Annotated in this window: 17 protein-coding genes; 11 read left to right on the forward strand and 6 right to left on the reverse strand. The window is 38.2% G+C overall.

Annotated features, from left to right (window positions below; translation table 11 throughout):
* Positions 1 to 246: 246 nt before the first annotated feature.
* A complete protein-coding gene (mnmE, locus tag DUT68_RS17755; RefSeq protein ID WP_113639581.1) occupies positions 247 to 1,605 on the reverse strand; it encodes a tRNA uridine-5-carboxymethylaminomethyl(34) synthesis GTPase MnmE in 1,359 nt (452 codons plus the stop codon).
* Between the two features lie 274 nt (positions 1,606 to 1,879).
* Between mnmE and DUT68_RS17760 the strand changes: the two genes are divergently transcribed.
* Positions 1,880 to 3,004, forward strand: a complete 1,125-nt coding sequence (locus tag DUT68_RS17760; protein WP_113639582.1) for an AI-2E family transporter — start codon at positions 1,880 to 1,882, stop codon at positions 3,002 to 3,004.
* Between the two features lie 124 nt (positions 3,005 to 3,128).
* Here DUT68_RS17760 and DUT68_RS17765 read toward each other — a convergent pair whose 3' ends face one another.
* Together DUT68_RS17765 and argS are read right to left on the reverse strand one after the other, a co-directional pair.
* Positions 3,129 to 3,926 (reverse strand): sulfite exporter TauE/SafE family protein, encoded by a 798-nt coding sequence (locus tag DUT68_RS17765; protein WP_237088375.1) that lies wholly within the window; start codon positions 3,924 to 3,926, stop codon positions 3,129 to 3,131.
* Between the two features lie 92 nt (positions 3,927 to 4,018).
* The gene (argS, locus tag DUT68_RS17770; protein ID WP_113639583.1) at positions 4,019 to 5,791 is read right to left on the reverse strand and encodes an arginine--tRNA ligase; all 1,773 of its coding nucleotides are present in this window, start codon (positions 5,789 to 5,791) and stop codon (positions 4,019 to 4,021) included.
* Positions 5,792 to 6,133: 342 nt separating this feature from the next.
* Here argS and DUT68_RS17775 point away from each other — a divergent pair, with 342 nt between their 5' ends.
* From DUT68_RS17775 to DUT68_RS17820, 10 genes are all read left to right on the forward strand, one after another.
* Positions 6,134 to 7,084, forward strand: coding sequence for an FG-GAP repeat domain-containing protein (locus tag DUT68_RS17775; protein ID WP_113639584.1), 951 nt, complete (start codon positions 6,134 to 6,136; stop codon positions 7,082 to 7,084).
* A 604-nt stretch (positions 7,085 to 7,688) separates the two neighbouring features.
* On the forward strand, positions 7,689 to 9,131 hold the full coding sequence (locus DUT68_RS17780; RefSeq protein WP_306419628.1) for an arginine deiminase family protein: 1,443 nt from the start codon (positions 7,689 to 7,691) through the stop codon (positions 9,129 to 9,131).
* A 64-nt stretch (positions 9,132 to 9,195) separates the two neighbouring features.
* Positions 9,196 to 10,110 carry a citrulline utilization hydrolase CtlX gene (ctlX, locus tag DUT68_RS17785; RefSeq protein ID WP_113639586.1) on the forward strand — a complete coding sequence of 305 codons (915 nt, stop codon included), beginning with the start codon at positions 9,196 to 9,198 and terminating at the stop codon, positions 10,108 to 10,110.
* Between the two features lie 626 nt (positions 10,111 to 10,736).
* Complete coding sequence (locus DUT68_RS17790; protein ID WP_113639587.1) at positions 10,737 to 12,128, forward strand: arginine decarboxylase; 1,392 nt, start codon at positions 10,737 to 10,739, stop codon at positions 12,126 to 12,128.
* A 354-nt stretch (positions 12,129 to 12,482) separates the two neighbouring features.
* Positions 12,483 to 13,196: a 3'-5' exonuclease gene (locus DUT68_RS17795; protein WP_113639588.1), complete on the forward strand. Its 714-nt coding sequence runs from the start codon at positions 12,483 to 12,485 to the stop codon at positions 13,194 to 13,196.
* Positions 13,197 to 13,290: 94 nt separating this feature from the next.
* Entirely contained in the window at positions 13,291 to 14,997 is a 1,707-nt protein-coding gene (locus DUT68_RS17800; protein WP_113639589.1) for an ABC transporter ATP-binding protein, read from the forward strand.
* Between the two features lie 174 nt (positions 14,998 to 15,171).
* Positions 15,172 to 16,383, forward strand: coding sequence for an LVIVD repeat-containing protein (locus DUT68_RS17805; protein ID WP_113639590.1), 1,212 nt, complete (start codon positions 15,172 to 15,174; stop codon positions 16,381 to 16,383).
* Positions 16,384 to 16,590: 207 nt separating this feature from the next.
* A complete protein-coding gene (gene rnr / locus DUT68_RS17810) occupies positions 16,591 to 18,726 on the forward strand; it encodes a ribonuclease R (RefSeq protein WP_113639591.1) in 2,136 nt (711 codons plus the stop codon).
* Positions 18,727 to 18,789: 63 nt separating this feature from the next.
* Positions 18,790 to 19,974, forward strand: a complete 1,185-nt coding sequence (locus tag DUT68_RS17815; protein WP_113639592.1) for a carboxypeptidase-like regulatory domain-containing protein — start codon at positions 18,790 to 18,792, stop codon at positions 19,972 to 19,974.
* The gene (locus DUT68_RS17820; protein ID WP_113639593.1) at positions 19,974 to 20,936 is read left to right on the forward strand and encodes a polyprenyl synthetase family protein; all 963 of its coding nucleotides are present in this window, start codon (positions 19,974 to 19,976) and stop codon (positions 20,934 to 20,936) included. The genes DUT68_RS17815 and DUT68_RS17820 overlap by 1 nt, the downstream gene beginning before the upstream one ends.
* 70 nt (positions 20,937 to 21,006) lie before the next feature.
* Here DUT68_RS17820 and DUT68_RS17825 read toward each other — a convergent pair whose 3' ends face one another.
* The 3 genes from DUT68_RS17825 to rplU form a co-directional block, all read right to left on the reverse strand.
* Positions 21,007 to 21,576: a hypothetical protein gene (locus DUT68_RS17825; RefSeq protein ID WP_113639594.1), complete on the reverse strand. Its 570-nt coding sequence runs from the start codon at positions 21,574 to 21,576 to the stop codon at positions 21,007 to 21,009.
* A 101-nt stretch (positions 21,577 to 21,677) separates the two neighbouring features.
* The gene (gene rpmA, locus DUT68_RS17830) at positions 21,678 to 22,118 is read right to left on the reverse strand and encodes a 50S ribosomal protein L27 (protein ID WP_113639595.1); all 441 of its coding nucleotides are present in this window, start codon (positions 22,116 to 22,118) and stop codon (positions 21,678 to 21,680) included.
* Between the two features lie 58 nt (positions 22,119 to 22,176).
* The gene (gene rplU, locus DUT68_RS17835) at positions 22,177 to 22,488 is read right to left on the reverse strand and encodes a 50S ribosomal protein L21 (RefSeq protein ID WP_113639596.1); all 312 of its coding nucleotides are present in this window, start codon (positions 22,486 to 22,488) and stop codon (positions 22,177 to 22,179) included.
* Between the last annotated feature and the right edge of the window lie 56 nt (positions 22,489 to 22,544).

The following is a 22,544-nucleotide window of genomic DNA, read 5'->3' on the forward strand; positions in this document are numbered from 1 at the left end:
GATGTGGCCAGTTCGCAAAAAAAGGAGTGGCCAGTTTTGGAATAATCTACACTTAAACGCTTTCTTAATTTAACTTTCATATTTCAAACATTTGTTGACATCAACTTTGACATCAAAAATTCTGATGTCATTTATTGATTTGACACCAAATATGAAGAAGCTAAAAGAAACGGAAAGGAGTCACTTCTCCACAGCAATACTGAAATTCAACATCTTAAGAATTTAAAAGACACTAAATGACAAGTCCTATTTCCCAATACAAAACTTCGTAAAAATATTTTCCAATAAATCATCAGTAGTTACTGTACCCGTAATTTCACCCAAATAATGGAGCGCCTGCTTGATATCCATTGCTAAAAAGTCGGAAGTGATAGGGTTGTTGACGTTTTCTAATACGCGGTTAAGTGAGTTTTGCGTTTGCTTTAGCGCCTCCACATGACGAATGTTAGTCACTAAAGTTTCGCTTGTGTTGATGTTACTGAGGTTCACCTTGTCCAATAAACGCTGTTCCAACACATCCATCCCTAATTTATCCTTTGCCGAAATCAATAAAGCTTCATGATCGGTATAAAACTCCTTTTGGCTTGGAGTAAGTAGCTCCGCTTTGTTGACGATAAACAGAAATGGCGTGGCTTGTTTCGAAAGCTCATCCAATTGCTTCAGCACCTCCGCCTGCTCCTCTTGCGCATCAACCATGTAAATGATCAGCTTGGCCTGCTTCATTTTTTCCAAACTGCGTTCTACACCTTTAGCCTCTATTACATCGGCAGTTTCACGAATTCCAGCCGTATCGATAAACCTGAAAACTACGCCGTTGATGTTGATTTCATCCTCAATGGTATCGCGGGTTGTGCCGGCAATGTCGCTCACAATGGCACGTTCTTCGTTAAGCAGGGCATTTAGCAAGGTAGACTTGCCCACATTGGGCTTGCCAGCAATAACCACAGGAACACCGTTTTTAATCACATTACCCACTTCAAAGGAATGAATTAAACGTTGCAGCACCTTGTTGATGCGCTGAATCAATTCTCGCAGCTGATCACGGTTGGCAAACTCTACGTCTTCCTCAGCAAAATCCAGCTCCAACTCAATCATACTAGCAAAGTGAATTAGCTGTTCCCTCAAATCTTTTAGCTCAGTAGAAAAGCCACCACGCATTTGCTGCATAGCTACTTCATGTGAGGCTTTGCTATCGGAAGCAATTAAATCGGCAACGGCCTCTGCCTGACTTAAATCAAAAGCGCCATTCATGAATGCTCTTAAAGTGAACTCGCCTGGTTTAGCGGCTCTAGCGCCTTTGTTGATCAAAAGGTTGATAATCTGCTGAATAATGTAGTTGGAGCCATGGCAAGAAATTTCCACCACATTTTCCTTGGTGTAAGATTTTGGCCCCACAAATAAGGAAACTACCACCTCATCAATTACCACATCGTTGTTTTTGATTAACCCAAAATGCAAAGTGTGCGTAGCTTGTTTCGCTAAATCTTTACCAGAAAAAACTTGATTGGTTAAGCTAATTGCCTCAGGACCTGAAAGTCGGATTACGCCAATGGCTCCACTACCCGGCGGCGTAGACAATGCAATGATGGTATCATTATTCAACATGCTGCAAAAATACGGTTTTATGTTAACAGTTTTCATGTCCAGTAGGTAGCAATCCATCACCTACCTTAAGTTGAAGGTCAAAGATTTTCGAGAAAGCCACTAACCTTAAAGCTAATTACTAACTAATTACTAACTACTAATACCTAACTACTAATACCTAATCCCTAACTACTGACCACTGATACCTGATACCTAACTACTAACCCCTAATCCCTAAATCAACCAAACAATTTACCTACTTTAGTGTTAGGCTTAAAATTCAGCCCATCTTTATATGAATCAAATGCCATTAACCGTTAAACGCTCCATTGAATTATTAGGACTTTGCCTTTGCATCGGAATTTTTGCTGTTGCCAGCGATATCATTATGCCGGTAATCATGGCATTTTTTATTAGCATATTGCTACTGCCCATTTATCGTTTTTTAAGAAGATATAAAGTACCTGAAGCTTTGGCGATTATACTACCAATTTTACTGGTTTTTATTTTCTTAGCAGGAATCATTTGGTTTTTTTCGGCACAGATTGGTGTTTTGGTGAACGATTTCCCCCAGATAAAGCAAAACGTGGCCAAGCACCTTCAATCTTTACAGGAGTGGATCAGCAGTTTCACCGATTTCTCTATTGCTAAACAAAAGCAATTTATTACCGAAAAAAGTGACGATATGCTCAACATGGCTGGTAAAGCAGCAAGTGGTGCAGCGGTAACCTTAAGCGGCATTTTTGTATTCTTAGGACTGATTCCTATCTACATTTATCTGATTCTGTTCTATAAAGATATCCTACTTCGCTTTGTGTTCATGTGGTTTAAAACAGATCATCATCCAAAAGTGAAAGAAGCAGCTTACGAAGCAGAAGCAATCATCAAAAACTACTTGGTTGGGTTGTTAATTCAAATTACCTATATGACCATATTTTTAGGTGGCGCATTGATGTTGTTTGGCATTAAACACGCTTTGTTAATTGGCGTAATCTTCGCCATCCTTAACTTGATCCCTTATGTTGGCGCACTGATTGGCAACATCATGGGGGTACTTATTACGCTTACCTCATCTCAACAAATCAGTCCGGTAATTACGGTATTGGTGGTAATTGCGGTGGTTCAGTTTTTTGATAACAACATCTTGATGCCACGTATTGTAGGATCTAAAGTTAAAATCAATGCACTGGTTTCTATTTTAGGCGTGGTAATTGGCGGAACCATAGCTGGTATTTCTGGAATGTTCTTATCGATGCCAATTATTGCGGTACTCAAAGTAATTTTCGATAGAAGCGATGCCTTTAAACATTGGGGAGTACTATTCGGTGACGAGCGACCAGCAAAAAGCCCAATGAGTTTTGCCATTTACAGACGAAAAAGCGGTGTAAAAACTAAGTCGGGCACTATAAAAGAGGATTAGATAGTTTTATTTAGTTCATTAGTTCAATGGTTGATTGTTAATGGTTAATGCTTAATGGTTAATTGTTAATTATTTACTGGCATTAATTCCTGATTCCTGACCACTAGTACCTGACCACTAAAACCTAACTCCTAAAAAAAACATCATAAGCAAACCTTAAAATTGTACCAAAAACTACAATTAAAAAGAAAATACGGATAAATTTATTGCCTTTCAGCAAGGCTAATTTAGCACCTAAAAATGAACCTAAGATATTGAATATCGCCATTGGGATAGCATATTGAAATAGTACATGCCCTGTAGAGCTGAAATAAATTAATGCTGCCAAATTGGTGGCAATATTCACAATTTTAGCGTGGGCACTAGCACCAACAAAATCAAAACCTAAAGCTCCAATAAAAACCAAAATAAGAAAAGAACCGGTGCCAGGGCCAATTAAGCCATCATAAAATCCTATAATTAACCCAAAAAGGCCAGCTAATAACAGTTGCTTCTTTACCGAATGCGCTTTATGCTGATGGATGCCAAATTGCTTATTAAAATAGGTGTAAATGGCCACCAAAACAAGCACCACTAAAATAATTGGCTTAATCACCTTATTGTTAATCATACTCACCGAGTAGGCACCCATTAACGAGGCAAGGAAAGCAGCGACAACACAAATTGCCAAAACTTTAAAGTTAAACTTAACTTGTTTAGCATATTTATAAGCAGCTACGCTAGTGCCCATTAACGATGGAATTTTTACCGTTCCAAAGATGCTAGCCACTGGATATTGGGGCAAAATCAACAACGTTGCAGGTGTTTGCAATAAACCCCCGCCACCTACAATGGCATCAATAAAGCCAGCGCCAAATGCAGCTAAACAAAGCAACGCCAACTCATTGACATGCAAACTTAAAAAGGTTAGAATTTCGTTCACGTAGATTAAGTTAAAAGTAAAAATTCAAAAGTAAAAACGAGAATGGGTTTGTGCCGATTTTTGAATTTTTACTTTTAACTTTTGAATTAAAATTACATTCTTTCAGGAACTTTGATACCCAAAATGCCCATTCCAGCTTTAATTACATCCGCAGTAATTTTGCAAATGTTCAAGCGATGCTGTTTCACCTCAGCATCCTCTTCTTTAATAATTGGAGGCACTTCATGATAAAATTTATTAAACAGTTTAGCTACTTCGTACAAGTAGTTGGCAATAAACGCCGGACTGTAGGCCTTAGCCGCTTCTTCAATTTCCGTAGGATATTTCGCCAAAAGCATAATCATATCCAGCTCTGTAGCAGTTAATTTAATCTTGGCATCATCCGCAACAGCGAAACTATAATTGGCTCTAGATAGCAGTGATTTGATACGAGCATGAGTATACTGTATAAACGGACCTGTATTTCCCTGAAAATCGATACTTTCTGCCGGGTCGAACAACAAACGCTTTTTCGGCTCCACTTTCAGAAGAAAATACTTCAACGCACCTAAACCAATGGTATTGTACAGTTCTTCTTTGTCCACCTCCGAGAAATCATTGGTTTTGCCCAACTCTTCGGTTTTTTGCCTTGCAGTATCCACCATTTCATCAATAAGGTCGTCAGCGTCAACCACCGTACCCTCCCTACTTTTCATTTTACCACTTGGCAAATCCACCATCCCGTAAGATAAATGATATAGGCCATTTGCCCAGCTTTTACCCAACTTCTCTAAAATCAAAAACAATACTTTAAAATGGTAGTCTTGCTCGTTACCCACAACATAAATTGATTTGTCCATGCCAAAATCATCGTATTTCATTTGGGCAGTACCTAAATCTTGTGTAATGTAAACTGAAGTTCCATCAGCACGTAACACCAATTTTTGGTCTAAACCATCAGCAGTTAAGTCAATCCAAACTGATCCATCTTCTTTTTTAAAGAAAACGCCTTTGGCCAAACCCTCCTCTACCGTATCTTTTCCAAGCAAATAAGTATTGCTTTCGTAGTAAAATTTATCAAAATCAACGCCCAGTTTTTTGTAGGTTACATCAAAACCTTCGTACACCCAACCGTTCATTTTCTCCCACAGCGCCACTACTTCGGCATCGCCCTGCTCCCACTGTAGCAGCATATGTTGTGCTTCCTTAATTAGCGGTGCATTTTTCTTCGCCTCGTCCTCAGTTTGCCCAGCAGCTTTTAGGGCATCTATTTCCTTTTTGTATTCCTTATCAAAAACTACATAGTACTTTCCAACAAGATGGTCGCCTTTAATCCCGGCACTTTCTGGTGTTTCACCATTTCCCCATTTTTGCCAAGCTAACATCGACTTACAGATATGAATACCCCTATCGTTCACCAAATTAACTTTAATCACATCGTAACCATCAGCTTTTAGCAACTCCGATACCGAGTAGCCTAATAAGTTGTTACGCACATGTCCCAAGTGCAATGGCTTGTTAGTATTTGGCGACGAATATTCCACCATTACCTTTTCGCCACGAGGCTTTGCTTTTAAAAAGTCGGGTTGTAATAAAGTATTGTTAAACAAAGTCATCCAATAACTTTCAGCAATGCTTAGGTTCAAAAAACCTTTCACTACATTGAAATTGGTTACTTCGGCTACATGCTCTTGTAAAAAACTACCGATATCGTTAGCTGTTTCTTCAGGAGATTTTTTTGAAAATCGTACAATTGGAAACACCACAATGGTTACCTGTCCTTCAAACTCTTTACGTGTTTCCTGTACATTGATTACATTTTCGGCAATTTCTTGCCCGTATAACTCCTTAACGGCTTTAATTGCGCCAGCTACGATAAAATTCATAGCGGCAAAAATAGCGATTAATGCTGAAAGCTTAAAGACTAATGCTAAAAGGATTGGTAGGATAATTCGAAAAGCATTGACAGAGGTGCTTTTGTTCTTAAGTCCCGCTATTCACTTCAAGTCCGCACTCGTTGCACTCGCTTGCGGGCTTTACGTTGCTATCGGGTTTAAATGGCAAGTGCAGTATTTCATCTTCGCGATCTTTGCGGAACTTCTAATTTTTCTTTGCGGCAAATAATATCAACCGCAAAGTTTTTGAAGTTTTTGCAAAGCGCCGCAAAGGCTGTATATTTTCATATATTAGACTACATCTAATAATATCTTACCCTGAAAACGTAAAAAATGAATTTCAAACATCTGCTCTTCGCTAGCGTCGTAATTAGTTTATTTGCCTGCCAATCTAACAAAACAACTAATTCTGTTCAAACAGACTCCTTAACTTTCAACAACAAGGTTGACACTACTATTGCCGACTCTATTATGCTAGAAAGATATTTTGATTACGGCCGTCATACTAAGTTTTTTGATTATACCGACAAAGAAAATAGTGCTGTTGCTGCGCTTGAAAAAGACAGAGACACAACATTTTTACTGCTATTTTTGAAGGACAATATTAGTTTGATCAGTAACAGCGATCCTGAGTGGCATTATTCCAATTCAGAACTCGTGTCATCTTTATTTGCTATTGATTTAAATGGCGATGGGCAAAAGGACATCATTTACGACGGTCCAACCATTGGTGAGGGTAACGTTTCACACCTCATTATCAATAACAATGGGCATTTTGTAAAAATGTTCGAAACCAGGCAAAACATTACGCACATCAAATTTGTCGATGGAAAAATGGTAAAACTTTTTATTTCGAATCCAGGTTGTTGTGCTGATGCTAGTGTGGTTGATTATGAATACGATGTCAGTTACAAAACTGCCCTTGCTCCAGTTTTTAGTTTGAGAAACAGTGTAGGTTATACCAAATCTTATGAACTGCCCGCTACAAAATACAAAACTCCAATTCGTTTTAAAGCAACTGCTGATCGGCTGTACTTACGAGATTGCAGTTTTGAATATGACGGCGAACATCCCATGTATGGGAACAATGGAAATATGATTGCTATTTATCCAAAGCATTCAAGCGGTGTTGCTATTGGCGAGAGAATTGAAAATGGAACAGTATGGGCTTTAGTGCTTATGAACAAGGAAAACAAAATTACTCAAACGCAATTTGATGTTTTTACAGAGCAGCCAACACAAGTTTATGGCTGGGTTAAAAAAGCAGATATAAATTTGAATTGATAGAAATTGTAATTTATACGCCTTAGTGACTCACATCGGATTAAGGTCATAAAGCGCTACGCATACAAATTAAGAATGAGAGCATTTTCGCTTCTTTGCGATCTCTGCGGAGCCTTTACTTTTCTTTGCGGCAATATTAACCGCAAAGTTTTAGAAGTTTTCGCAAAGCGCTGCAAAGGCTATACCTTTATCTTAGCCTCAAAACACAAAAAATAAAATTTCAAATAGCTAAATCTTGAATGCTTAGCCAACGAACAAGCGAGAGCGTTTCGCTTCTTTGCGTCCTTCGCGGAGCCTTTATTTTTCTTTGTGTTAAATATCAACCGCAAAGTTTTTAGAAGTTTTCGCAAAGTACTGCAAAGGCTAATTTGGCATTTACATTTTACTATTACCACAGTATTTATTACCTAAACCTGATTGTAACGGCAGCCCCGAGGGAGCGTTTACGCCCGAGGGCTATAGTGTAAAGCAGGGCTACATTTTCATAGCAGCAATGCAAGTGCTTTTCTAAAAACTATAAAACTATATCTCAACACTTCCAATATCGGACTTCTGACTTCAAAAAAAAAGAATAGTTTTGTAGCGACACCAAAATGATATGAACATGCAAAATCATCCTTTCCACATAGGAGTTTCCACTGAAATTGGGCGTTTAAGAAAATTATTGGTTCACAGTCCTGATAGCGGATTGGGCAAAGTGGTGCCATCTAAAGCGCAAGATTGGCTTTTTGAAGATATTGTACATTTGGACACCATTAGAAGAGGTGAGTACGATTACTACACCAAGCTATTGATGTACTTTTTAGATCCTGAAAAAATTAAGGGCAAACTTGCACAAATTGACAGCGAGACAGAAAATAGAGGTTTTTACAAACCAAATCATCCGAAGTTTCACAACTCTGAAAATGTAGTAGAAGTACAGAATTTACTGGCAGATATCTTGGCCGACGAATACATTAGAAAAAAACTGACCGCTGCTGTTTGTGCTATTGAGGGTTGTACCTATCAGTTACAATTGAAACTTGCGGCAACTGACCCGAAAAAGTTGGCGGAGATTTTTATTTCGGGGACAATGGCCGATGATACCATGATTTTTGCGCCGGTGCCTAACCTAATTTTCACTAGAGACGTTGGCACCACAGTAAATGATCATATCCTGCTGAATAAACCTGCAAAAAAAGCTCGTGTGCGTGAAACAATGTTGATGCGTTATATCTTCTTTAACCATCCATTTTTTGCCAGCTATAAAAATAACATTATTGAAATACCTGATCCTACCATGCACTTTTTGCGCCCAGGCGATGAGCCTGCGTTTCGTACTACGCTAGAAGGCGGCGATGTGATGATGGTAGCACCCAACCATTTGCTAATAGGTGTGAGCGAACGTACCTCGGAAGAGGGTGCCAATGAAGCGATTAAGCTACTGTTTGAAAAGAATGTAGTGGAGAAGGTGACCATTGTAAAAATACCTGCAAAACGTGATTACATGCACTTAGACACGGTATTTACACAAGTAAAACGTGACACTTGGGTAATTTTACATAGCATTGCCCACAGTCCGGCGTACAATGCAAATGAGCCTATTCATTTTTTAAAAGAGCCCGAAAAACTGGAAGCAACAACGGCTATCCAGTTTCATAAAGATAAGCCCGGCAACCCAAAATATTACGAGCATGTGGAGGCTTTGCTGAACGACATCAGCAAGAACGACTTGGGTAGCACCACGCCTACCAAAATTATTTACAGCGGTGGCAACACTTTCCCCTACGATAGCAGAGAGCAATGGACCGATTCATGTAACTTACTAGCCATTAAAGAAGGCGTTGTTTTAGGCTACGACCGTAATGATAAAACGGTGGAAGCTTTTAAGCAAAATGGCTTTGACGTAGTGAAAGTACAGGATTTGATCCAAGATTTGGAAAGTGGAAAAGTAGATGCAGAAACGTTGACGGACACTTTGGTATTAATGCCGTCTGCCGAGCTTTCAAGAGCTAGAGGCGGTTTTCATTGTATGAGCTTGCCGATACTTAGAGACGGATTAAAATAAATTATTTTTTTATCGGTTCGATAGGCAAAACCCATTGAACCGATGAACCATTGAACAATAAAAAATGCAGACCACTTCGCACCTCCTCATGATACGTCCGGTTGATTTCAAATTCAACCAGCAAACTGCCGACAACAATAAATTCCAAGTGGCTAGCGAGCAAAGCAATGTGCAACAACAAGCGCTAGCTGAATTTGATGGCTTCGTAAAAGTACTGATAGAAAATGGAGTTGACGTTACCGTAGTTGAGGATACATTAGATCCAGAAACGCCAGATTCGATTTTCCCTAACAACTGGGTTTCTTTCCATGACGACGGCAGTGTATTTCTTTATCCTATGCACTCACCAAACCGCCGATTAGAACGACGCAAGGATATTATTGAGACCTTAAGTCAAAACTTTGAGGTAAACCACGTAACGGACCTCAGCTTTTTTGAACAGCAGCACCTGTTTTTAGAAGGAACGGGAAGTTTGGTTTTAGATAGGATTAACAAGATTGCTTATGCTTGTTTGAGCGTTAGAACTGATGAAGAAGTGCTCAAGAATTTTGCAGCGCTAACGGGTTATCGGGTTGTTAGCTTTACGGCTGTAGATCAGCAAGGCTTCCCTATTTATCACACTAACGTGATGATGTGCATTGGTGAAAAGTTTGCTGTGGTTTGTTTGGAAAGTATCGCTTCAACGGCAGATAAAATCAAAGTATTAGAGAGTTTTAAAGCTACTAAAAAAACGGTGATTGACATTTCTTTCGACCAAATGAATCACTTTGCAGGCAATATGCTAGAGGTGCAGAATAAAAACGGAGAAAGCTTATTAGTAATGTCCGAACAGGCCTTGAAAGCGTTACATGGCACACAAATTACCGCACTTTCTGAGTTCTCTAAAATTGTAACCGCACCAATTTATACCATTGAGCAAAATGGCGGTGGTAGTGCTAGATGCATGTTGGCCGAAATTCATTTACCATTGAAAAAATAAAGTACTTAATTAACTACGCCAGGATTTACATCGCCTTATTGGCTTATTGAGCTTTATCTTTCGGTTATTTGTACAAAGCAGAAAAATAAATTAGGAGATAACGCAAAGGCATATTAATCTGAAAGGCAAGGCAAAAACTAGGGCCCAAATTCAAGATTTAAGACCGATATTAAGCTTTACCAAACCGCTATCCCACTCATTAATCGGCTTTTTTACATAGGTTGTGCGTTGCACAAGTTGTTGTAAATTAAACCCGTATTGAAACGGAAATCCTTTTTGTTTTCACGCGAACGATGGTGAAGAACCAAAAAACAAAAAGATTGTAGTAAAAAGCGGGACTTTCGTAGCCTAAACGCTACTGGAATTGGTTTCCAAAAATTATCTCAGTAAAGTAACGGTTTCAACAACAAAACTCATCAGCAATTTTAGTTATGCAGTAAAACTCCAACAAATGAAGCCAAATCAAGATAATAAAAAGATAATCAAATATTTACATCGACAGCAAAACTCAGCTTAGCATACAAAAAAGTAAAAACTAAACTGCTTTTTTGGAGTTAATATAAAAATGTTATTTAGGCTACATTTTTATCGAATTAAAATTACATTTTTGCAAAAAATTTTGAACGATGCAGAGTTACGAAGAGTTTCTTGATTTAAGTGTTGGTTTTCCTCAGGAGGGATATAGCATTATAGATGATGAATTGTATTTCCACGATTTAAACTTGATGGAAATGATTGAAACCTATGGTACGCCGTTGCGTTTCACTTACTTACCAATGGTGAGCAAGAAAATTCAACAGGCAAAACTGTTGTTTCAACAGGCAATTATCAAAAACAATTACAGGGGCGACTACAAATATTGCTATTGCACTAAAAGCTCGCACTTTAAACATATTGTTGAAGAAGCGCTAAAAAACGATATCCACTTGGAAACTTCATCGGCTTTTGATATGCCAATGATTGAGGCCTTGGAAAAGAAAGGTAACCTGACCAAAGAAACTACCATTATCTGCAACGGTTTCAAAACTTTTCAGTACAAGCAGTACATTATTGACATGTTGCACGATGGCTTCAAAAACATCATCCCGGTGCTGGACAATAAGGAAGAGTTTAACCTTTACGATGATGAGATTGAAATGGATACGCCTTGTAACTTGGGTATCCGCATTGCAGCAGAGGAGCAGCCTGATTCGCAGTTTTATACTTCACGTTTAGGTGTACGTATGGAAGATGTGATTGATTTTTACAACAGTAAAATTGCTGCCAACCCTAATTTCAGGGTTAAATTGCTACACTTTTTTATTAACTCGGGTATTTCTGATACGCCTTATTACTGGAACGAATTAGAGAAATATGTAACGCTTTACTGCAAATTCAAAAAAATTAACCCCGAATTAGATACCTTAGATATTGGTGGTGGTATGCCATTTAAAGATAGCTTGGTATTTGATTTTGATTACGAATATATGGTGAACGAAATTGTGAAACGTATCAAAGAAATTTGTGCGGAACACGATGTAGTTGAGCCTGATATTATTACTGAATTTGGCAAATACACGGTAGCGGAAGCTTCGGGAATTTTGTACAAAGTACTTGGCCGCAAGCAACAAAACGATCGTGAAAAATGGTTGATGTTAGATGGTTCGTTCATTACCAACCTACCCGACGTTTGGGCGTTAAACCAAAAATATGTGTTATTGCCAATTAACAACTGGGATGCTGAATATGAACGTGTAAACTTAGGCGGCATTACTTGCGACGGACAGGATTATTACAACCAAGAGGCGCACATGAACAGTGTATTTATGCCTAAAACCCGTAAGGTACAGTATTTAGGTTTCTTCAACACAGGTGCTTATCAGGAAGTTTTAAGTGGCTACGGTGGTATTCACCATTGTTTGTTACCAAGTCCTAAACATGTTATTATTCGCCGCAACCGCGATGAAACTTTCAACTTTGAGGTTTTTGGTGAAGAACAAAACAGTAAACAAGTACTTAAAATTTTAGGCTACGTTTAACTGAAGCATAGAATAAAGAGATTGAATACAAATCCCTTCCAACTTTGGAAGGGATTTTTTGTTTCATCTACTAACGCCTTAATCAATTTATTTTCAAGTCCACACACACACCTAACAAGCTCAATACCAGCGTTTAATATTGAGCTATTTAAACAAGCTAAGATGCCTTTGATGTTAAATAACTCATCTTTCAGTTTAACTACGCTATGACTTATTCCCGCTGGAGAGCTATGCGGTATTAAACTAGTTTTTTTTAGATGCCTTAGATGGGTTGTTTACCAGCGCATCAGTCATCATAAAAAGCTGCGCCATAATTAGAAAAATTTAGTAATTTGGATGTACATCTATCCTCATATGCTAAAAGACCTTAAACTAAACAATGTCTTTGTAATTGATATTGAAACTGTTCCGCAAAAGGAAAATTTCAATGAATTGCCTACCGATTTACAATATTTATGGGAACAAAAAACTGCCTATCAGCGCAAAGACGGGCAAACTGCAGAAGATTTCTACGAGAAAGCTGGTATTTTGGCAGAGTTCGGAAAAATCGTTTGTATCAGCGTTGGCGTTTTCCATCTTGAGCGTAAGCAAATACATTTTAGAGTACGTTCCTTTTGCCATACCGATGAGCAGATCATACTCAAACAATTTGCAAATTTGCTGAACAAGCAATCGAAAAACCTACAGCTATGCGCCCACAACGGCAAAGAATTTGATTTCCCCTACCTATGCAGGCGAATGTTGGTGAACGGCATCAACATTCCGCTACAACTACAGTTACACGGCAAGAAACCTTGGGAAGTTAACCATTTGGACACAATGGACCTATGGAAATTTGGTGATCATAAAAACTATACTTCTTTAAACTTATTGGCAGCAATTTTTGAGCTTCCAACTCCTAAAAGCGATATAGACGGCAGCAAGGTGAAACAGGTGTACTATCAGGACAAGAACTTAAATAGATTGGCTAAGTATTGTGAAAATGATGTAATCACAACCGCACAAATTCTATTACGTTTTAAAGGACTACCAACAATTCCGCAAGAAAATATTACTTTAGTGAAATAAAAAATGAAACACATAGGCACATAGCACTTTTGATTTTCTAGTTTAATTAATCTCGAAATAAAATCTATGTTGCTATATGTTCAATCCCATTTAAATGCTGAAAGTAAAAGATCTAGCCGTTAAATTTTATAACCAAGAAGACAAAGTTTGGTTAGAAACCGTACACAAAGTTAGTTTTAGCCTCGAAAGAGGTAAAGTTTTAGGAATTGTTGGTGAATCTGGCTCAGGGAAGTCGGTTACCTCATTTTCCATTATGCGTTTGCATGATAGCAAAAACACTGAAATTAATGGACAAATAGATCTTGACACGGTTAACCTGCTTGAGCTAAGCGACCAAGACATTAGAAAATATCGTGGCAATAAAATAGCGATGATATTTCAGGAACCTATGACATCGCTTAACCCGGTTTTTACTTGTGGCGAACAAGTACTTGAAGCCATTATGCTGCACCAACAGGTGGATAAACAGACCGCAAAAGCACAAACTATAGCACTTTTTAACGAAGTGCAACTGCCCCGACCTGAAAGCATCTTTGAAAGCTATCCACACCAATTATCTGGTGGTCAAAAACAACGGGTAATGATTGCCATGGCCCTAAGCTGCAATCCAGAGCTACTTATTGCTGATGAACCAACCACTGCACTTGACGTTACGGTGCAGAAAACAATCCTACAATTGTTGCTGCGCCTCAAAACAGAGCGCAATATGGCAATGATTTTCATTTCGCATGATTTAGGGTTAATGAGCGAAATAGCCGATGAATTATTGGTAATGTATAAAGGTGATATTGTAGAACAAGGCTCAGCAAAAGAACTATTCACTAACCCTCAACATCCATACACAAAAGGCCTGCTGGCTTGTAGGCCCTCTCCAAAACGCTTGCTAAAAAAACTACCCACAGTAGCCGATTTCCTCAATGAAGACCAAGCAGTGGGCTTGCAGCATTTGTTAGCAGCTAACAGTATTACTACGGAAGAAATAGCTAGTAGACGGAGTAAATTATACCAACAAAATCCAATCTTAAAAGTACAGGACTTATGCACTTGGTATCCCATAAAAAAGGGCTTGTTCGGGAAAGCAACCGACTTCGTAAAAGCGGTTGACCATGTATCTTTTGAAGTATTTCCTGGAGAAACTTTGGGCTTGGTAGGAGAATCGGGTTGCGGGAAAACCACACTTGGCCGTACCATTTTGCGTTTGGTGGAACCTAGTTCAGGTAAGTTAATTTTTGATGGAAAAGACATTACACACCTAGGCAAAAACCAACTGAGAGCTTTAAGACGAGACATCCAAATCATTTTTCAAGACCCATACTCTTCTCTAAACCCTAAAATCACTGTGGGTCAATCCATCATGGAACCTTTGGTAGTTCACGGTATTTTCGAAAATAACATCCAAAGGAAAGAACATGTAATTGAATTGCTCAACAAGGTAAATTTAGGCGCCGAACATTTCGACCGTTATCCGCATGAGTTTTCGGGCGGACAAAGGCAGCGGATTGTTATTGCAAGAGCCCTAGCGCTGAAACCAAAATTTATTATTTGTGACGAATCCGTATCCGCTTTAGATGTATCGGTACAGGCGCAAGTACTTAATTTGCTAAGAGATTTACAAGAAGAATTTGGATTAACCTACATTTTCATTTCCCACGATTTGGCTGTAGTAAAGCACATTTCCGACAGGATGATTATCATGAACAAGGGGAAAATTGAAGAATTTGGTTATCCTGAGGAGATTTATCACAACCCTAAAGCAGCGTACACCAAGAAGTTAATTGACGCTATTCCGGGGAATATATAAGAATGTTGGGGAATTTTATACACGTGTTAAAAAAGCATTTTCCACACAATAATACATTACACAACTAAAATCTCTACAAAAAGATCAAATAATACATTACAGGAGAGCACATTAGCGGCTTGTTTTATTTTGTGGCACAATTATTAGGAATACAACTGATATAAATAATACTTTATGTCAAAGAATAAATTTCTCGTAGTTTGCTCGCTTTTATTAACGGTAACTATTTTCTCTTGTAAAAAAAACACAGACACTATCACTAACACTGAAGAAGCTGATCCTATTTTACAAATCTCGAACAAAGCCGAAACTGATCGTATAGACATTGCTAACGACGGCGCCTCAGTTCCATTTACTTCAATGGAAACCACCAGCAAGTCTGTACAGGCTACTGCTGCAGTTTATCCATACGAGTTGATTTACAATGGTAAAATTAACCCAATTAAAGACAACCAAAACAAGCCACTAAGCGCTTTAGACGTTACTTCTTTAGGGAATAATTATTTCGGTGTAGCCTACATGACAATAGGTGAAAAATATTATGGCGGTGTTGATGTATTCAAGCTCTCTGCCAACAACAATCCGGAATTAATCTCAAGCGTTACTTCTCCAAATGCAGATATCAATAAAATTAAAATTGGTGGCAATAAAATCTTTTTAGGTGTTGATTTGAAAGATTATGAAGCACGTAACTTCCAGGCACCTGCAGTTGTAGGTATGGTAGACATCAACAATACTGGTCTTCAAAATCCGCAATACATACCCCTAAAAGGTTATTCAGTAACCGACTTAGATTATTCAGCAGCTAATAATAAATTGTACGCAGCATCAGCAGAAAATGGCGGTTTAAGCGTAATTTCTTTTAACAACGGAACACCTTCATTAACTAGTTTCGCATATTACGGTGCTTTAAGGGCAATTACTTTTTCAGGTGCTGATTTGTTTGCATCTAATGCATACAGCTACTCTAAATTCAACCCTAGCACAGCGGAGTTATTGAATTTACAATCGTGGCCAGTAAGAAGCGACGATGTACAGATTGGTGCGTTAACAACTGCTCCAAACGGCAACTTCCTTTTCGGCAACAACTATGCTTTAATTTATGTTAACAAAACAACAAATGCATTAATTGATCAAGTTGATTTAGGCGGCTGGATTTACTCAATCTCTGTTGTTAACGATAAAATTTACATCGCTGCTGGTAACAGTATCGTAGTAGCTACAATTGAAAATGGACACCTTAAACTGTTAGCTAAAACCCACTTCGAAAGCACATTTGGCGCTGGCAACTTTGTAATCAACAACGTACACGTAACTGGCGATAAAGTGGTAGTTACTTGCGGCACTAAAGGAACTTACGTTTTCACTTTAAAACCAAAAGCTTAATACAAGCGCATTTAAACTCAAAAAGTAGTTAAACAATAATAGCTGAGGCAATTTTCCGAAAGGAGGTTGCCTTTTTTCATTTCAGGATTTGACGAAAATTAGTCAACAATTAACAGCCCTAAGCAACAACATCTTAATGTCTCTTTTTATTTTAAACACACCTTAAACTGGTGTAATTTGTTATCTTAGGAACAATTGAAAACAATTATGGCAAAAAGTAAAAATGCGCAATTCAAACTCGTTCTCACTCAACTGATAAGCGACATATTTGAAAAGAATAAAAATATAGCCTTAAATCATAAACAGGTAGCATCAAAGCTAAACCTAACAGATAAGGCAGCTATTGATACGATTTTAGAGGTACTAATTGAACAAACGGAGAAAGGTTTGTTTGTAAGGCCTGAACGTGGCAAGTTCAAACTAAAAGATTTAAAAACATTTGTTACCGGCACAGTGGATATGACTGCCGATGGATCGGCCTTCATAGTTCCTGATGATGAATTTGAGAAAGATATCTTCGTTGCTCCGAGGCGCCTACGCAATGCGCTTCATGGAGATAAGGTGAAGGTATATGTATTCGCAAAAAAACGCAGTGGACGCAAAAACGAAGGAGAAATTGTAGAGATCATTAAACGAGCTAAAACCGAGTTCATAGGTGTTGCTAAAATATCTGAAAGATTTGCATTCATCATCCCTGACGATAAGAAAATGCTTCATGATATTTTTGTGCCGCTAAGCGATTTAAATGGCGCTAAAAACGGTCAAAAAGTGCAGGTATCACTGGAAGATTGGCCGGAGGGAGCAAAAAATCCAGTAGGAAAAATCATTCATATTTTAGGAGAAGAAGGCGAAAACGACACTGAAATGAATGCTATTTTGGCGGAGTATGGTTTTCCGCTAAGCTTTCCATCAGAAGTTGAAAAAGAAGCTAATGCCATTCCTGAGCAAATGAGCCAATCTGATTTAGAAGGAAGAAGGGATTTTAGGGATACCGTAACCTTCACCATCGATCCTATTGACGCAAAAGATTTTGATGATGCAATTTCCTTCAAGAAGTTGGATAATGGGCATTACGAAATTGGTGTTCACATTGCCGATGTATCTCACTATGTTTTACCAAATACCAGTCTTGAAAAAGAGGCTTACCACAGGGCAACTTCAGTTTATTTGGTTGATAGGGTAATACCGATGCTGCCTGAGCGCTTAAGCAACGGCGTTTGTTCTTTACGTCCTAACGAGGATAAACTTTGTTTTGCAGCAGTTTTTGAGCTGGACGACCAAGCGAACATTTTAGATCAGTGGTTTGGCCGTACGGTGATACATTCTAATAGAAGATTTACTTACGAAGAGGCACAGGAAGTAATAGAAAGCCAAACTGGCGATTATGCGGAAGAAATTTTAAAGCTTAATGAACTTGCTCACATACTAAGAACTGCAAAATTTAAAAATGGTGCCATCAGCTTTGAGAGCACCGAGGTTAAGTTTAAGCTGGATGAATTTGGAAAACCCATTGGCGTATACGTAAAAGAGCGTAAAGATGCCCATAAACTGATTGAGGATTTCATGTTGCTTGCCAATAAAAAAGTAGCCGAATTTATTGCGAAAAAAGGGAAAGGAAAGCAGAAATACACTTTCGTTTATCGTACACACGATTCTCCTAATTTAGAGAACTTGAACAATTTTGCTTCGTTTGCGGCAAGATTTGGCTATAAAATCAATACCAAATCCGACAAGGAAATTGCCAAATCGCTTAATTATTTGATGGAAGATGTAGAAGGCAAGAAAGAGCAAAATATCCTGACATCATTGGCTATCCGCTCAATGGCTAAGGCTATCTACACTACCAAAAAAACAAGCCATTATGGTTTAGCTTTCGATTATTACACGCACTTCACCTCTCCTATTCGCCGTTATCCCGATGTAATGGTACATCGTTTATTGGCGCACTATCTTGAGGGCGGCAAATCGGCAGATGCCGAAGAATATGAAGCGGCATGCGTTCATTCATCGGCGATGGAAAAAAGAGCAGCTGATGCAGAAAGAGCATCCGTAAAATATAAACAAGCTGAATATTTGGAAGATAATATTGGCGCTATATACGATGGTGTAATTTCTGGCGTAACCGAGTGGGGAATGTATGTAGAAATTGAAGAGAATAAGTGCGAAGGAATGATTAGGCTACGTGATATTAGTGACGATTTTTATGTGTTGGATGAGAAGAACTACTGCATTATCGGTCAGCGTAAAAAACGCAAATACCAACTTGGTGATGAAGTAAAAATTAAAGTGAAAAAAGTAGATTTATCTAAACGTCAAATTGATTTTACACTTATACAGGATTAAGTTTCACAGTTTACATTTGTGTATCATATTTTGTTGCTGATTTGTTAATTTTGGCTTTTAAACATGCCTCGCCTTTTTTTATCATTTCTACTGCTATTTACCATTAGCTTTTCCAAGGCCCAAACCTTGCAAGGCAAAGTAATTGATATTAATACTGGCGAGGCCATTCCGTTTGTTTCCATTGGAATTTTAGGTACAAACAATACGACAGTAACCAATGATGCTGGCGAATTTGTGCTTAAAAATATTGCTTTCCCAGCAAAGCTGAGATTTAGCCACGTGAGTTATTTTTTGGCTGAACAAGAAGTGAGCGCCGAAAACAATAACTTGCTTGTTAAGCTGCAGCCAGCAGCCATTAACCTGAAGCCTGTAGTAATTGATCCTTACCTGGGCCAAAGAATATTGCAAAAAGCGCTTGAAAAAGCTAAAGCATACGAAAAGCAGGCCTTTTATGGAAAGGCTTTCTACAGACAGCTGACCGCCATTAACGGTAAACCCAGCCAAATTTACGAGCTGTTTTACGACTTGAATTTTGACATCACCAAAGTGAATGGTTGGATTGCCAAACAAAGTAGATACGCCCAACTCAATGAAGGTGTTTCTTTTAGCATGAACAATCAATCCTTCCTCACCTTTTCCTTTGCTGGTTATCTATTTGAAGAAAAAAAAGGAAACTTGGCCAAATTGAAAACACTTAAAGATTTTGAAATTACAGTAGAAAAATACATCGAACAAAAAGATCAAGATATCGCTGTGATTTCATGCAAGTTTAAAGGAAACAAAAAGCAGTTTTACGTCAATTCCACCTATTATGTTGGCATGGACGACCACAACATCTATCGATTAGAAAATAGCGTATTTAATTTACCCCTTAAAACCACTAAAGCTAATTTGATGATGCCACCGGTGGTAAGTACTATTGCAACATTCAACAAAAAAGATAGTCCTGTTCCGATACTTGAAAATGTATCTACCAAATTATATGTGAATTTGAACGTGGGCGGAATGAAACTGAACCCGGTAATTAGCTCCATGCTCACTATCTACCAGATGGATAAAGAGCTAAACAGTCAAAAATTCACTCAATTGAGCAAAAATGTTAACGATCAAACAACTATCGAATCAGTAGTTTACAATCCTGAATTTTGGAAAGACAACCCTATTGTAAAGCAAAATGCGCTTGAAGCGGCTTTCACCAAAATAATGGAAAATAAAGCTGCCTTTGGAACCATGATAAACCCCAACTAATGCACAACCCAAAACAACTACAAGACCTTATAGAAAACGCTATCCAGCAAATCACCTACCCTACTACACCCGCAAATTTATACGAGCCTATCAAATACATTATGAGTTTGGGCGGCAAGAGAATTAGGCCAGTAATGGTACTAATGGCCGCTGAGCTTTTCACCGACGAGGTGAATAGCGCAATGGATGTAGCTTTGGCAATTGAAACCTTCCATAATTTCACGCTTGTGCATGATGACATTATGGACAATGCTCCGTTAAGACGAGGTAAGCAAACTGTTCATGAAAAATGGGGTGTAAACAATGCCATTTTAAGCGGCGATGTGATGATGGTTGAATCCAATAAACACTTATCAAAAGTAGCTCTAGATGTTTTAAAACCTGTACTTGATACCTTTAACAAAACCGCTCAAGAGGTTTGTGAAGGGCAACAATTGGATATGGAATTTGAAACCCGCGACAATGTAAGTATTAGTGAATATATTGAGATGATCAGGCTAAAAACAGCAGTATTGCTAGGCGGCGCAATGAAATTAGGAGCAATTGTAAGTGGCGCCAGTAATGAAGATGCTTGTTTATTGTACCAATTCGGCGAAAATTTGGGAATAGCATTCCAGTTGCAAGACGATATCCTCGACGTATACGGAGATCCTGAAAAATTTGGCAAACAAGTTGGTGGAGATATCATTTCCAACAAAAAAACCTTCTTGCATTTAAAGGCAAAAGAGCTCATTAATACTGAAGAAACAGAAGTACTTTTAGGTAGCCATGAAAATGATTCAAAAAAAGTAGCTGCCGTTACACAATTATACAACAATTACGGATTACGGGATTTAGCAAGTGCCGAAATGGAGGCTTACCTTAGCATAGCGTTCCAATCACTTGACGCACTGTCAGTACAAGAAGAACGGAAAAGCTATCTACGTACTTTGGCAAAGCAAATTATGGATAGGGAAAGCTAGGGGAAATTGGGAGAACATCTATCCCTCCATCGTTTTAATTTGGAGAGATAGCTGTCAAATAATGATAACTTTAAAGCAATAATCCTACCTTGAAAGCAAAACCATAATATCTATTTTTATAAACAGGTGCCTCTTCTTTAATAGTCTGATCTATAAAACCTAAGCTTCCTACTAGCGCTGTACGCTTTGTCATTTTTAACTTATATCCAAGCCCCAAATTAAACATAGGTCCCTTTTCAATAACATCACTAATTGCTACAGAAGAACCAACATCTGCGTAAGCAAAAAATGTATTGACTTTATTCTTTAAATAATATCTAGCATCTAAAAAAATTTGGAAAGTATTATCGTAAATAGCGCTACTGCTTTTGCGTGTGTAATTCTCTAAACCAACACCCAAGCCAACAGATAGCTTATTGGTTACAAACCAGCCGTTAATATTTCTAAGACTAATCGCATAGGCACCATCGTAAATAACCGAAAAACTGCTTGGCGTAATTTGCGTTTCGTAGTCGTTATTTACAGCAAAATAGCCTAGTTCGGTGAGATTAAAGTAACCCTTTTCTTGTTTTGTAATTTCTTGAGCAAAAGAAACTTGAAGCCAACATAGGCTAATTAGTAGCAATGTGATTTTTTTCATTTAACATAGGTTGATGACACGAAAATAATCATAAAAACATATCATACAAAAAGCCCCTGAGAAAATATCTCAAGGGCTTTCTAATATTTTGAATAACAATATTATTCTGCAGATTCAGTAGCAGGAGCTTCTTCGGCTTTAGCTGCTTTTTTTGCTGGCGCTTTCTCAACGCTCTCAACGCTCTCAGTGCTTTCTGCTTTCGGAGCTGCAGCTTTCTTAGGAGCAGCAGTTTTTTTAGCTTCAGCTTTTGGAGCAGCTTCCTTTTTTGCAACTGGAGCAGCATCCTCTACTGGAGGTAATACCGATACATAAGATTTGTTATCACGTTTCTTTCTGAAAACTACGATACCTGGTACCAAAGCGAACAAAGTGTGATCTTTACCAATGCCCACACCTTTATCCGGGTGGTGTTTTGTACCACGCTGACGAACGATGATGTTACCAGCGATAGCCTCTTGACCACCAAAGATTTTAATACCTAGACGTTTACTATGCGACTCGCGACCGTTTTTTGAACTACCGGCTCCCTTTTTGTGTGCCATTTTATTATATTTTTACAATTAGCCAATAAGCTAATTAGTGAATTTACAAATAAGTTAACTACAGAGTGATACTCTCAATCTGGATTTTGGTGAATGATTGGCGGTGACCATTTTTCTTTTTGTAACCTTTTCTACGTTTCTTTTTGAAAACGATTACTTTATCACCTTTTAAATGAGACACGATTTTAGCTGAAACCTTAGCTCCTTTAACTGCAGGTGCTCCTACAGAAATTTTACCACCATTATCAACCAACAATACATTGTCAAATTCAATACTAGCGCCTTCATCTCCTTGTAAACGGTGTACAAAGATGTGCTGGTCTTTTGCAACTTTAAATTGTTGCCCTGCTATATTTACTATTGCGTACATTGTTTTAATATTTTTTTATTTTTATTAAACGAGGTGCAAATATAGAACAATTCTTT

The sequence above is a fragment of the Pedobacter zeaxanthinifaciens genome, assembly GCF_003313335.1.
Taxonomy (GTDB): Bacteria; Bacteroidota; Bacteroidia; order Sphingobacteriales; family Sphingobacteriaceae; genus Pedobacter; species Pedobacter zeaxanthinifaciens.